The following is a 13,043-nucleotide window of genomic DNA, read 5'->3' on the forward strand; positions in this document are numbered from 1 at the left end:
GACATTCTTAAAGTTTTTGTATTATTTGTAATGTTTCTTTAATAAATGAAGAGAAAATAGAATCCGGATACGATTGTATCATTTCATTTGCTTTTGTTGCTTCTTCAAGAGCTCTTTTTTTATCATTCAGTTTAACGTAACAAAGTGCACGATATGCACCTGCTGTTGTAAGCCACGATTGATCCAATGGATGGTTCATATAATCCGGTATAATGCCACGTTGTAATGCTTCTAAAGCTTCTTCGTAACGTTTTAATCCGTATAAAGATTTTCCTTTTTCAAGATAATACAATCCGTCGTCTTGAAAAATGGGCTGATCTTTTAGTTTTTCTCGATATTGTTCTAGATGTTTTAATGCGATTATATATTCATTAGTAATCGTGTTGTAGTAATAGGCTTTTAAAATATTAGTCATCGCAATGGATAGAGTATCTTCTGTAAAAATGGCAAATTGCTCAGATTTCTTTATGTAATATAAATAACGCTCTTTATCAACTGTAATGACTTTTTGATAAGATAAAATCCGGTAAAATACATCTGTTTTATAATACACTTGATGTTTTTTTGAAAATGTGAGTGTCTCTAATATCGTTTCTTCACATTTTTCATAATCGCCACATGCCAGTAATATGATGGCTTCATATAAACATAAATCAATATGTATAATAAGATCCATTTCTAAATGTTTCTCTTCATAATCATTTCTAATATTAGATATAAGTTGTAAACATTCTGCATACTTTTTACGTGTGAATATCGCAAAAGATAATTTTAATTTTGTTTCCGTACTGTCTCGGTATAACTTATATTTTTCGAAAATAGAAACAGCTTTTTCTACGTAAGATTCAATGTTGTAATCTTTCATAATCACCGCAGCAGTTACGAATTGTTTGTATATACGAGCCGTATTTAAAGTAGAAGGGAGCTCTTTTTGAACGATAGGTAGTAAAGTCTCGTACACTTCATCACATTTGTTTTTCTTTATGAGTTGCTCCATTTTTGTAATGAGTTCCACAATTTCTCCATCATCATCTTCTAATAAAAAACTCGCTTCACATTCAAGCTTTTCAGCGATGTATTGTAATGTTTTCATGGAAGGGGTAGCTTTTCCATTTTCAATTTGACTAAGCATACTTTTTGTAAGTTCCGAACCTGCCAGTTCTGTTTGTGTAAGTTTTTTTTCTTTACGTAACGCTTTAATTTTTTCACCGAGAGTTGCCATATTATTGCTCCTTTATAATTAAAAAGTTAAATTGTATTTAACTTTTTGTTGTAAAAATTGGAAAGTTGATTATATAATAAGTTTAACACAATTTAACTTTTAAGGGGAGAAAGTCATTATGGGAGATATAAGTATAGGAGAAAATGATTCAAGAATGAAAGTTGCAACGAGAAATATTATTTTGATGATGATTGGAAAGATGACGTCTTTATTAGGGGCAGGTATTTATACATTCGCAATGGGGTTATACGTATTAAAGACAACTGGTTCAGGGATGGGGTTTGCTATTACGCTCGTTTGCGGATCACTACCAAGGATGATCTGTGGTCCGATTGCAGGTGCTGTAGCTGATCGTGTGAATCGAAAATGGCTTGTCATTGGCACTGATTTATTAAGTAGTTTAACGATGCTTATTATGTTTATTCTTGCTACTATATTTGGACCGTCACTTCTTTTTATCTATATTTCAGCGGCATTATTATCAATTTGTGCAAGTTTTTATTCTGTTGCATTAACTTCGTCTATTCCTAATTTAGTAGATGCGGGGCGTATTCAAAAAGCGAGTGCTTTAAATCAAACGGCAGCTTCTTTATCAAATATTTTAGGGCCGATTATTGGTGGAGTTGTATTTGGTTTCTTTTCCATTAAGTCGTTCTTTTTGTTAAATAGTATTACGTTCTTTTTAGCAGTTATTTTGCAATTATTTATTGTATTTGATTTATACAAAAAAGAAGTGGCTGAGAGTAAAGAGCGTTTCTTGACGAGTATAAAAGAAGGATTTTCATATGTAAAACGACAGCATGAAATATATGGTTTAATGAAAATAGCATTGTGGGTAAACTTTTTTGCGTGTGGGCTAACCGTAGCACTTCCATATATTATCGTCCATACATTGCATCTATCTTCAAAGCAACTCGGTACTGTAGAGGGAATGTTAGCAGTCGGGATGTTAATGGGTGCGATTGCTTTATCGGTGCGTAAAGAAGTGAATAATCCGTTTCGTTCTATTTATACTGGGCTGTTTTTGTTTGCGGGTTTAAGTTTATGTACAGTCTTCCCATTGGTAGTTACCATTTCAAAAGGGGCAAGTTTTATTTACTATATTGCTTTTATGATGTTAACGGGTATAGCAATTATGATTGTAAATATTCCGATGCAAGTACATATGCAAAAAACGACAGATCCGAGCTACTTAGGGCGTGTGTTTGGCCTACTTGAAACAATTGCTACTGCAATCGCACCACTCGGTATGATTGTATATGGATTATTATTAGATATGTTGCCAACTAGCATTGTTATGATGACGATAGGCGGGGGGTTATTGTTAGTTGTATTAGTTGGAGTAAAGCAACATATGGCGAAAAAACAAGTAGATATGTCTGCTTAAAAATAAGAAAATAATAAAAATTTGACTTATCATCATGGAAATGACCAAATTAGTATTTTAGTTTTTGAAACTCTTTTTCATGTATGTTACAGTATAGTGAGCAGACAAAGAAAAGGAGAAAACATCATGAAAAAATTAAGTTTTGTTATGCTTTTTCTGTTAGCCGTAATGGCTGGATGTAGTAATTATGGCACGTATATTGATACAGGTATGCAATCATTGAAAGATGAAAAATATAGTGATGCAACGATGTGGTTTGAAAAAGCGGAAAAAGAGAAAACAGGAAATGAAGCGAAGGCATATAAAGAAGTCGCTCAGTTATTGGAGCGCGGAGCTACATCATTAAAAGATGGTAAGTATTTAGAGACGAAAGATATTGCAAATGAGGTATTACAAAAGAAAAAAGACGATGCACTTGAAAAAGCTGTGACATCAAATGCAGAGGATATGCTTCAAAAAGCAAAAGATGTGGAAAAGAAAGTAAATGAAAGAGTGGCAAAGCGGAGAAAAGTAGAAGAAGAAGGAATCGATAAACTCATTAAAGCGGTCGATAGTATAGATGACGTGAAAGAAAAAGAGAAGAAAGTTTCAGAAGCATTAGATAAGGCTGAAGAGGCGCAGGCAAAAGTTGAAGCGAAGAAAAATAAATAGAGTTATAGTTTGAAAGGCTGTCGTGCATAACGACAGCCTTTTAATTTTTTGCGGCATAAGAAGTGATGCTATGTAGTAAAAAAGAAATAATTTTAGAATTCCATCTGTCCTCATGATGAATCGTATAAATGTTACGTTGAAATTCAAATCCAGGGATAGGTATGTAGCATAGTTCATGTCGTTGTATTTCTTGTTCGATAGCGAGTTTAGAAATAAAAGCAATTCCATTACCGTATTTTAAAATTTGTTTCATCGTTTCTAATGAATCTAATTCAATTTCAGATTGGAACGTAATGTTATGTGCTAACGTCCATTGTGTAAGTAAATCTCTCGTTGTAGATGGATTACGATGCAATAATATACGTTCCCTCTCGATATCTTGTAGTGATACATTTTCTTTTTTTGAAAAATGATGTTCTTTGGAGAAAGCAAGAACAAGTGTATCAGGCATTACATTCGTCTGTTTTAAAAGGGATTCATCAAACGGTGCTGCAGAAATTACCCCGAGGTCAATTTCATGATTTTGTAGCATCGTTCTAATTTCAGGAGCTGTTTTTACCATGAGTGTTATTTTTATATTTGGAAATTCGCATTGAAATTGGTGAATCATTTCTGGTAAAAGATAAGTCGCTGGTACATAACTAGCGCCAATTGTTATAGCACCTTTATGAAAATCTTTAAACTCTTGCGTGACCCGCCTAGCTTCTTTCATAAGTGCATCTATTTTACAAGCATAATGATGCAATGCCTCACCAGCCTCTGTTAAGAAATATCTCCCGGATCGTAACTCAAATAAAGGTACACCAAGTTCCTCTTCTAAGCTTTTTATATGGAATGTAATAGTAGGTTGTTTAACACCAAGTTTTTCTGCAACAAGTGTAAGTTTTTTATATTTCTTAATAAGCACTACAATTTCTAATTTTAAGAGATTCATGGCAAGTTGCTCCTTTTTCTTCTAACTATAGAAAAAATCTATAGAAATAAATAGTTTATTAGAAGTTTTTTAATTTAATCTTTACAGTACATTAACATTCAGTATAAATCTTCCATATAGAATGAAAGCAGGTTAAGAGTAAGGGGAGAGAGGTGATACGATGGATATTAAAATTCATGGATTAGAAAAGAACTTTGGAAAAACACAGGCGTTGAAACCATTACAAATTGTTATGAAACAAGGCGAATTCACCACACTTTTAGGACCTTCGGGATGCGGGAAAACGACTTTACTTAGAATGATTGCAGGACTTGAAGAGCCAGATAAAGGTGAAATATATTTTGGGGATAAGTGCATGTATTCTGGTGCAAAAAAAATAAAAACATCTCCTCATGAACGTAATATCGGTATGGTATTTCAAGATTTTGCTTTATGGCCGCATATGACAGTGTTTGAAAATGTTGCATTTGGTTTAAGAGCTACAAAGCAAACGAATCAATTGCGGGAAAAAGTAGAAGATGCAATAAAGAGAGTTCGCTTGCAAGGGATGGAGAAAAGATATCCGCATGAACTCTCTGGTGGACAGCAGCAACGTGTCGCATTTGCTCGAGCAATTGTAACAAAACCGCATTTTATTTTGTTTGATGAACCGCTGAGTGCACTCGATGCAATTTTGCGAGAAGAAATGCGATTAGAGCTTATGGACATCGTTCATTCAATTGGTTTAACGGCATTGTATGTCACGCACGATCAAACAGAAGCAATGTCAATGTCAGATCAAATTATTGTCATGAAACAAGGAGAAGTATTACAAAAAGGAACACCAGAAGACATTTATGTGAAGCCATCTCATGAATTTGTTGCAAAATTTGTTGGTAAGGCAAATTGGCTTGTAGAGGGTAAACAAATGATTCGTCCAGAGCATGTGAGCTGGACGAAAAATGAAGTTTGCGAAATGTATACAGGTGAAATTCAGCACGTTACATATGTAGGAGAACGGTATGAAATGAAAGTAAACATGGGTGCACTTGGAATATGGACAGTTTATCACAATAGTAAATTAAGCATCGGTAAACCAGTATCGTTATATGTGCCAAAAAAATGTATTCATCATATAGGGGGAGAATCGTATGAAGAGATTCAGTTCGCTTAAGTCTTTATTTGTATGTACGTTATTATTTTCTGCTGTAGTAACAGGGTGTAGTTCAAAGACAGGTAATGCAGATGCAAAAAGTAAAAATACGAATGAAAAGAAAATTGTTGTATATAGTGCAGGACCAAAAGGATTAGCAGAAAAGATTCAAAAGGACTTTGAAAAGAAAACAGGTATAAAAGTAGAAATGTTTCAAGGAACAACAGGTAAGATTTTAGCGAGAATGGAAGCTGAAAAGAAAAATCCAGTCGTTGATGTAGTCGTACTTGCATCATTACCAGCGATGGAAGGATTAAAAAAGGATGGGCAAACGTTAGCTTATAAAGAAGCGAAACAAGCTGATAAGCTTCGTTCTGAATGGTCGGACGATAAAGGAAATTATTTCGGATATAGTGCTTCAGCGTTAGGAATTGTGTATAACACAAAAAATGTGAAGACAGCGCCGGAAGATTGGAGTGATATAACGAAAGCGGAATGGAAAGGAAAAGTGAATCTTCCAGATCCAGCACTTTCAGGTTCAGCTTTAGACTTTGTAACAGGATATGTGAAAAAGAATGGAAAAGATGGTTGGAATTTATTTGAACAGCTTAAGAAAAATGAAGTTACAGTAGCAGGGGCAAACCAAGAAGCGTTAGATCCAGTAGTAACAGGTGCGAAAGACATGGTCATTGCTGGTGTTGATTATATGACGTACAGTGCAAAAGCAAAGGGTGAACCGGTTGATATTGTGTATCCAAAAAGCGGAACAGTTATTAGTCCACGTGCAGCAGGTATTATGAAGGATAGTAAAAATGTAGAAGGTGCAAAAGAGTTTATTGATTATTTATTATCAGATGATGTGCAAAAACAAGTTGCTAAAGCGTATTTATTACCAGGCAGAACAGATATAAAAGCAGAAAATAGACCGAATGTAGAAGAGATTCCGGTATTAAATATTGATTGGAAAACAGTTGAGAAAGAACAAGATGAAATAGGAAAACAATTTAAGAAAGTATTTCAATAAGATGGTGATTACATGGTAAATCGATTCGTATCAGTAAGACAAGTTGGAATGACGGTAGCGTTATTACTTGTGGCGATGTTAATCGTCATTCCGCTTTTCCTCATTTTATTTTCTAGCGTATATGAAAATAGTAGTTGGAATTTTTTAAAGCCTTTTGAAGTGATGCAGAGTGGTGGATTAGCTGGGATTTTTCTAAACTCGATGCTTCTAGGTGTACTCGTAGTAATAGGAGCAACCGTATTTGCATTTCCATTGGCGTTCATTATGAGCAAAACAGATGTTGGAAAGTATAGTAAATTGGATATTATTTTTATGATTCCATTTATGACTCCGCCGTATATTGGATCGATGGGCTGGATTTTGTTCATGCAACCGAACGGCTATTTCGAACAGTTTTTTCCGATGCTAAAGACGATTTCATCTTCGTTTTTTAGTTTAGGTGGTATGGTTTTAATTATGAGTCTGCATTTATTCCCATTTCTTTACTTCATGTTGAAAAACACGTTACTTCAAATTGGAAGTAGTAAAGAAGAAGCGGCAGCAGTTCATGGTGGAAACTTTTTCTATCGTTTACGAAAAATAATATTGCCGCTATTAGTATCAAGTTATGTAATGGGTGCTTTACTCATTTTCGTAAAGACGATCGCTGAATTTGGAACACCGGCTACATTCGGACGAAGAATAGGATTTCATGTGTTAACATCAGAGATTCATAAATTTATTTCGAGTTGGCCGATTGATTTTAGTAGTGCAACAGCATTATCTTCTTTATTACTTAGTGCGTGTATGCTCATTTGGTATATGCAAAATGTATTGAATCGAAAGTATTCATATGCAATGGTTAGTGGAAAAGGTGTGAAGTCTAAAAGGTATACTTTGTCTATATTTACACGCATTGTAGCATGGGGCTATGTAATTGGTTTATTAATCGTATCAATTGGAATCCCGTATTTTTCTATAATGATTGCTTCATTATCAAAATTAAGAGGCGGTGGCTTACATATAAACAACTTTACAACGAGCCATTATGAAGCATTGTTTACAATTGGATCTCCAGGATTAGAGGCTTTATGGAACAGTTTTCTTTTTTCACTTATAACAGCGATTATTGCTGCTACTATTGGAGTGTTTTTGGCGCTTATGATTCGAAAGGGGAAAAACTCTTCTGAAAAATGGCTTGATATGTGCGGTATGTTACCGAATATGGTACCAGGAATCGTGATGGTTGTAGGGCTTATTTTATTTTGGAATTCACCCTATATGCCCATGTCAATTTACAATACGCCAGTCATGGTTATCGTAACGTACGTTGTTCTTTTTTTACCTTATACGGTGCAATATGTAAAAGCATCGCTCGTGCAAATTGATGATTCTCTAGTACAGGCAGGAAGTATTTTTTCTGGAAATTATATTTATATTTTTAGAAAAATAATATTACCTCTTATTATCCCGGGAGTTCTTGCTGGGTGGGCGATGACATTTACAATCTCGATAAGAGAGTTAGTAGCATCCCTTCTCGTACTGCCTCCATCAGTAGAAACTTCAGCAACATTTATTTTTGCTCAATTTGAACAAGGAGAAGTATCTATTGGCATGGCAATGGCTGTCGTTTCAGTTGGACTTACAACAATATGTTTATTACTTCTGCAACATATGGAGCAAAAACGAAAAGGGGTAGCATGATGAGGATAGAAGTATGGGGAGGAGCGGGAGAATACGGTCGTTCTTGCTACTTCGTAAAAAATAAAGAGACGAAAATAGTATTTGATTGTGGTATTAATCGATCATATGAGGATAGTTATCCAAAAATAGAGAGGGAAGTTGTACCGTTTTTAGATGCAGTATTTTTATCACATATTCATGAAGATCATACGATGGGCTTACCTTTATTAGCGAAGTATGGATATAAGAAAAAAATTTGGACGACTCGTTATACGAAGGAGCAACTTCCCGTTTATTATGAAAAATGGAGAAACTATAATTTGACGCAAGGATGGAATGTACCTTATAACGACCAAAATGTTAAAGATTTAAATTATGTATATATTGATGAAATTAGTAATCCGAATGAATGGATACAGATTACACCTACATTGCGTTTTCAATGGGGGTATAGTGGGCATGTATTGGGGGCTGTTTGGTTTTTAGTGGACATGAGTCATACATATGTATTTTATTCTGGCGATTACTCAGCAGAGTCTAACATACTACGAGCTAATTTACCTGAGAATTTGCGCGCTGATATAAAAGTCGCAATTGTTGATGCAGCTTATCATACTGATGATGTTTCGCAACATGAACGAGTAAACGAACTATGTACAGAAATTGAGGGAGTTGCGCAAAAGAAAGGAATAGCATTACTACCGTTGCCACCGCTTGGTAGGGCGCAAGATATCGTATTGTATTTGTATAAAAAATATAAAGAACTTCCCATTATAGTAGATCAAGAAATTTTGCATGGATTTGAGGAGATGTTCGCATATAAAGATTGGCTCAAAAATAATGAAGAACTTGAAGGGCTTATGGAGAGTTTAAAAAGAAACATAATCGCTATGGATCATGACATCGGTACGCAAAATAGTTATGGAATAGTTGTAATGAGTGATGCGAATATGCAAACGAAACGAGCGCAGTTATATTATGAACAACTGCGATATGAAGAACGAAATTCCATTATATTTACAGGACATATTGCTAAAGGGAGTTTTGCAGAAAAGGTTATGAAAGAACGTGTAAATAAAGAATGTAGGGTGAAGCGAGTTCCTTATAAAGTTCATCAAAGTATAAGTGACGTTAAGGCAATGTTAAATACACTATTACCAGAACATACGGTGTTAGTACACGCTTTGAAAGAGGATACGGATCGATTACAGAAAAAGCTTAGCACGGCAGGGTATGAAAATGTACATTCACTTACTATGGAACGTATAGAAGTCATTTGAAATGTAAAGGGGATAGGTATATGAAAAAAGTATTTGTATTCGTAAGCATTTTCTTTTGTTGTTTCCTTTATAACGTTAAGGAAGGGTTTGCTGCCAGTCCGATGACACCTAGTTTTGAAGTGAAATTATTATTAAAACCAGAACAAGTATTAGGTTATAACAAAGAGATAAATCAAGAGGTACTAGAATATTTCAAGGCTGGTACAAATTATGAAAGAATACAAGTGCAATTTTTAGATACGGCAAATAAAAATTTAAGTAATGAAGGTTGGTTTGCGAGAATTCGAAAGAAAGAATTTAGTAAAGATTTTGAGCTAACATATAAAAAAAGATATCCCATTCAAAATGGTGTAATTCAAGATGCACTAGAAGTGGCTAAAAAGGATGGATTTGATAGTAAAACTGATAACTATGAGGCAGAAATAGATTGGGGATTTGAGAAGAAAACGTTAAGTATTTCAAATAAGAAAAGCTACAGTGCTAAAGGGTATGGAGTACTTGATTTACCAAACGAACGAGATGCTCAAAACATGTTAATAGAAAAGTTGCCAGGGAAAATGAACAAATGGTTGTATACGAATTGGGGAGAAGAAATGCTCAACAATTCTCGTATTTACGGTCCTGTATTAATGAAACGGTATACAGCTGAATTTGAAAATATTAAAACGAATATTGAAGTTTGGCCACTAAGTAATACAGGGAAAATAGAAGATGATTTCGTAATAGAAGTATCGTTTAAAACAAAAGAGGAAAGTATTGCAACAAAACAAAGAGAATTATTAATGAAGAGTTTAGAACAAAAAGGATGGTTGTTACCGAAAGATAGTTTGAAGACAGAGCTTATTTTTCAGTGAATAGTAAAAAGGAATCCATATTCCACGGATTCCTTTTTCTAATATATGAGTATTAAGCTAAATCAGCTGACACGAACATATCATTATTTTGAAGGTTTTTAGAGCGTAAACTATAAGCAACTACTTTCTTTTTATGTTGCTTTACAACATCAACATGCTCCTCATGACTATAAATATAAAATGTAAAATCTTTTTTGCCACGTTTTGCATTGATTATTAAAGGCGTACCCTCATTGTGTGGCGGTGCATAATAGCGATCTAAAAATAAACCTTCGTTAAAATCATGAATAATTTTGGATTTTTGTTCGCCTTCTAAGTTATTTCCATTGATTGTAACAGTCGCATTCTCTTCTTCAAGTTGCGGATGTGTTTCGTACTTGCTAATAATGGATTCAATAACAGTGTTAGGAAGGCTCGAAACGATAATTTTAAATGCCCCAAATACAACTAACATAACAATAAACCAAGTCGTCATAGTATATCATCCCCTTTTTCCTATTAAATAATATAACTCATATGGTAATAGTACATATGGTGAAGTTTTGTATAATTTGTGAAAAATATGCCATTTTTACGAATGAAATATTAGAAAAATCAATTTTGTTACAAAAAGTTGAAATCGAAGTATTTTAAGAGAAAAAGGTTTATAATAAAAATATAACTAATAACCACATTACTAATTATAAGGAAGTGTAACTATGAGTACTGTAACAATCGTGTATGGTATTATTCTTTCCACAATTATCATTTTATTTATCGTTGGGGTTTCACGTTATATTCATAAATGGAAAGAAGGCGTTGCGAAATTAAATCACATTGAAGAAGAACTTAGTGATTTAATGTTACATCATGGTAAGTAAAAAATTTATTTTTTAACTAAATAATGTGAAGAATATCACAAAACATGCTCTCCTTATGAAGGCATGTTTTTTTGTTATGTGAATGATAGGCACATTCATACATTTTTTCCATACGCTACAGTGTGAAACTAGAAATGTTCGGAGTGGAAAAGAGGGATAAAATGAGTAGTTCAGGTTATGTTCCAGATAATAAAAATTTAAAGAAAAGTTCAGGAACTCCAAACCTTTTCTTTGATTCAAGAAAAAACATCTTTTTTAAAAGAGATGAGAAAAACGTTGCTTATGAAGTTACGTCAACGCAGTTACCAGCAATGATCGGTGGAGCGTTTGTCGATTTATTTATGACAAAAGGGCACATGCGGGAACCACATTGGCATCCGAATGCGTGGGAATTAGATGTTGTTGTATCAGGAGAAGCGATTACATCTATCTTAAATCCGGAAACGAATCAATTGCAAAATTATCATGTAAAAGCGGGGCAAACCGTCTTTATTCCAATGGGATGGTGGCATTGGATCACAGCGGTAACAGAAGAAGTACAATTACATTTGTTCTTCAATAACGATCAGTTTGAAACAGCAGAAGGATCAGACATACTTAGATTAACACCGCCAGAAGTATTTCAAGCTGCATACGGTGTAAGTGCGGAAAAATTAGGGAAGGACCTTTCACAAATTAAGGAGTCAGTTGTCATTGGTCCTCCTAACTCCAATCGATTAAAAGGTGCTAAAGAAAGTGGCGACTCAAATATAGTCGTTACGTTAAATGGACAAATAACATCATGTGAAATAGAGTAACTCTTTCTTTTTTAGGAAGAGTTACTCTGTTTTGTATAATTTTGTAATTCAATTCGTTATAATTATATAGTAGGGAACTTAGTAAAGGGGGGCATATTGTGAACATATTAAAGATTATAGGAATTATTGCAGGAATTATTATAGTAGCCGCTATAGCTTTCTTTTTTATTATGAAGTACTATTTGTCAAAAGAAGATCCTAATTACGTATTACAGTACATAAAAGAGCATAAAGGTGATAAAACATGTTCATTACTAATTAGAAAAAATGGGGAAGTATTAACATCTATAAATGAAGATGTAAAATTGCCATTAGCGAGTATGGCCAAAATTGTAATAGCAGTTGAATTTGCTAAGCAAGTGTCAGAAGGAAAAATAAGTCGGGATGAACAAATTTCATTGCAGGAGTTAGAAAAATATTACGTTAAAAACACTGATGGTGGAGCTCATCCTGACTGGTTAGAAGATGCCAAAGCGAGAGAGTTAGTGAAAAATGGACAGATCGCTTTAGAAGAAGTCGCTAAAGGGATGATTCATTATAGTTCTAATGCAAATACAACATATTTGTTAGATAAGCTTGGAATAGAAAGGGTAAATGAAAGTATAAAAGAATTAGAGCTTACTAGTCATGACAAATTCTCTTCGTATACTGCTTCACTATATATGAGAGGGTATGTAGAAAAAGAGCTTCATGAGCCAGAAAATCAATCATTAGAAATGATACGTAACATGTCAAAGGATGAGTATAATAAACATGTGTTACAAATTCATGAATGGATGAAAGATGAAGAAGAATGGAAAAAACGGGATATTCCATTAAAGGTAGATATGGAATTTCAGCGAATTTGGTCAGATCGATTAGTGAGTGCAAACGCTAAAGATTATATGAGTATAATGGAAAAAATAAATAGTAGAAATTATTTTCCAAAATCAATGCAAGAAGAAATCGAGAACATTTTTAAAGGAACAGTTAAAAATAGTAAGTTCGAATATGCTGGTCAAAAAGGTGGTTCTACCGCATTCGTATTGACAAAAAGCTTGTATACTACAGATAAGAAAGGGAATAAAGTAGAAGTTGTCATTATGTTTAACGATATAGAAGATCAAGTTGCATATCAAAAGCTGAGAAATAATGTAGATTATTTTATTCGAGACATTATAACAAGTGAGGAATTCAAAAATAAATTATAATAGAATAATTTTATTATGTAAACAAGGTGCTATTAAAGTTAGGTGTTGAG

At 33.8% G+C, this 13,043-nt stretch carries 14 protein-coding genes; 11 read left to right on the plus strand and 3 right to left on the minus strand.

Annotated elements, in window-relative coordinates; translation table 11 throughout:
• Positions 1 to 7 precede the first annotated feature (7 nt).
• Positions 8 to 1,222 (minus strand): helix-turn-helix domain-containing protein, encoded by a 1,215-nt coding sequence (locus ACU8YW_RS08545; RefSeq protein ID WP_097889320.1) that lies wholly within the window; start codon positions 1,220 to 1,222, stop codon positions 8 to 10.
• A gap of 118 nt (positions 1,223 to 1,340) precedes the next feature.
• Here ACU8YW_RS08545 and ACU8YW_RS08550 point away from each other — a divergent pair, with 118 nt between their 5' ends.
• Complete coding sequence (locus tag ACU8YW_RS08550; protein ID WP_088062926.1) at positions 1,341 to 2,609, plus strand: MFS transporter; 1,269 nt, start codon at positions 1,341 to 1,343, stop codon at positions 2,607 to 2,609.
• A 126-nt stretch (positions 2,610 to 2,735) separates the two neighbouring features.
• A complete protein-coding gene (locus ACU8YW_RS08555; protein ID WP_088610065.1) occupies positions 2,736 to 3,260 on the plus strand; it encodes a DUF4398 domain-containing protein in 525 nt (174 codons plus the stop codon).
• Between the two features lie 40 nt (positions 3,261 to 3,300).
• Here the strand turns inward: ACU8YW_RS08555 and ACU8YW_RS08560 are convergent, their stop codons facing one another.
• Complete coding sequence (locus tag ACU8YW_RS08560; RefSeq protein ID WP_097889321.1) at positions 3,301 to 4,194, minus strand: LysR substrate-binding domain-containing protein; 894 nt, start codon at positions 4,192 to 4,194, stop codon at positions 3,301 to 3,303.
• Positions 4,195 to 4,354: 160 nt separating this feature from the next.
• On the opposite strand from ACU8YW_RS08560, the gene ACU8YW_RS08565 reads away from it, so the two are divergent.
• Genes ACU8YW_RS08565 through ACU8YW_RS08585 form a run of 5 tightly spaced genes read left to right on the plus strand, consistent with a single transcriptional unit; the run spans position 4,355 to position 10,146 of the window.
• Positions 4,355 to 5,347 (plus strand): ABC transporter ATP-binding protein, encoded by a 993-nt coding sequence (locus ACU8YW_RS08565; protein ID WP_088062929.1) that lies wholly within the window; start codon positions 4,355 to 4,357, stop codon positions 5,345 to 5,347.
• Positions 5,325 to 6,350 (plus strand): ABC transporter substrate-binding protein, encoded by a 1,026-nt coding sequence (locus tag ACU8YW_RS08570; protein WP_088610066.1) that lies wholly within the window; start codon positions 5,325 to 5,327, stop codon positions 6,348 to 6,350. Before ACU8YW_RS08565 ends, ACU8YW_RS08570 begins: the two co-directional genes overlap by 23 nt.
• A gap of 12 nt (positions 6,351 to 6,362) precedes the next feature.
• Entirely contained in the window at positions 6,363 to 8,033 is a 1,671-nt protein-coding gene (locus ACU8YW_RS08575; protein ID WP_088062931.1) for an ABC transporter permease, read from the plus strand.
• Positions 8,030 to 9,292, plus strand: coding sequence for an MBL fold metallo-hydrolase (locus ACU8YW_RS08580; protein ID WP_142291710.1), 1,263 nt, complete (start codon positions 8,030 to 8,032; stop codon positions 9,290 to 9,292). Before ACU8YW_RS08575 ends, ACU8YW_RS08580 begins: the two co-directional genes overlap by 4 nt.
• A 20-nt stretch (positions 9,293 to 9,312) precedes the next feature.
• On the plus strand, positions 9,313 to 10,146 hold the full coding sequence (locus ACU8YW_RS08585) for a hypothetical protein (protein ID WP_000755323.1): 834 nt from the start codon (positions 9,313 to 9,315) through the stop codon (positions 10,144 to 10,146).
• 52 nt (positions 10,147 to 10,198) lie between these two features.
• On the opposite strand, the gene ACU8YW_RS08590 is transcribed toward ACU8YW_RS08585, so the two are convergent.
• Positions 10,199 to 10,621, minus strand: a complete 423-nt coding sequence (locus ACU8YW_RS08590) for a YfmQ family protein (RefSeq protein WP_073529983.1) — start codon at positions 10,619 to 10,621, stop codon at positions 10,199 to 10,201.
• Positions 10,622 to 10,662: 41 nt separating this feature from the next.
• Between ACU8YW_RS08590 and ACU8YW_RS08595 the strand changes: the two genes are divergently transcribed.
• The 4 genes from ACU8YW_RS08595 to ACU8YW_RS08610 all read left to right on the plus strand — a co-directional run bounded on the left by ACU8YW_RS08595 (position 10,663) and on the right by ACU8YW_RS08610 (position 12,993).
• Positions 10,663 to 10,779 carry a hypothetical protein gene (locus tag ACU8YW_RS08595; protein ID WP_002011946.1) on the plus strand — a complete coding sequence of 39 codons (117 nt, stop codon included), beginning with the start codon at positions 10,663 to 10,665 and terminating at the stop codon, positions 10,777 to 10,779.
• A 65-nt stretch (positions 10,780 to 10,844) separates the two neighbouring features.
• Positions 10,845 to 11,006, plus strand: a complete 162-nt coding sequence (locus tag ACU8YW_RS08600) for a peptidase (protein WP_087983163.1) — start codon at positions 10,845 to 10,847, stop codon at positions 11,004 to 11,006.
• A gap of 161 nt (positions 11,007 to 11,167) precedes the next feature.
• On the plus strand, positions 11,168 to 11,803 hold the full coding sequence (locus ACU8YW_RS08605) for a cupin domain-containing protein (RefSeq protein WP_060489788.1): 636 nt from the start codon (positions 11,168 to 11,170) through the stop codon (positions 11,801 to 11,803).
• Between the two features lie 98 nt (positions 11,804 to 11,901).
• The gene (locus tag ACU8YW_RS08610) at positions 11,902 to 12,993 is read left to right on the plus strand and encodes a serine hydrolase (protein ID WP_426933786.1); all 1,092 of its coding nucleotides are present in this window, start codon (positions 11,902 to 11,904) and stop codon (positions 12,991 to 12,993) included.
• Positions 12,994 to 13,043 lie beyond the last annotated feature (50 nt).

This window comes from Bacillus pretiosus (genome assembly GCF_052947655.1).